This is a genomic window from Streptomyces sp. NRRL WC-3549 (assembly GCF_000721935.1).
Taxonomy (GTDB): Bacteria; Actinomycetota; Actinomycetes; order Streptomycetales; family Streptomycetaceae; genus Streptomyces.
Genome location: NZ_KL585423.1, coordinates 164,805 through 165,355, shown reverse-complemented (window position 1 = coordinate 165,355; position 551 = coordinate 164,805). Strand labels below are relative to the sequence as shown.

Below are 551 nucleotides of genomic sequence, written 5' to 3'. Positions count from 1 at the left end.
AGGCATGCCCCGCCGTTACGCCGACTACCTCGCCGCCGACGGCTTCACGGCGCTCAACACCGTGTCCACCATCGGCTCGTTCCTGCTGGGCCTGTCGTTCCTGCCCTTCTTCTACAACGTCTGGAAGACCTCCCAGTACGGCAGGAAGGTGGACGTCGACGACCCCTGGGGGTACGGCCGTTCGCTGGAGTGGGCCACGTCGTGCCCCCCGCCCCGGCACAACTTCACCTCGCTGCCCCGCATCCGCAGCGAGTCCCCGGCGTTCGACCTGCACCATCCGGAGATCGCCGCACTCGACCAGGCGGAGCTCGAACCCGCCCGACACTGACCCCCGCCCCCTTCCCCCCGTTTCCCCTTCCCCTCGTCCCCGCGCGGCCGTCTTGAGGAGAGTGCCGTCCGATGTCCCACGGTGTTCTGGCACTGGGAGCCACCGCCCTCTGTCTGGCGGGCAACGTCTGGTACCTGCCCGCCTGCGTCGATCTGCGGGCGGGCCAGGACCGCCCGCGCTCCCGGCGGGCGGCGGCCGGTGCCGTACTGACCGGCTGGGGGAC

Annotated in this window: 1 pseudogene; it reads left to right on the top strand. The window is 71.1% G+C overall.

The features are described from left to right. Positions 1 to 328: pseudogene (locus IH13_RS0127160) on the top strand (cytochrome ubiquinol oxidase subunit I); the annotation flags it as partial. Between the last annotated feature and the right edge of the window lie 223 nt (positions 329 to 551).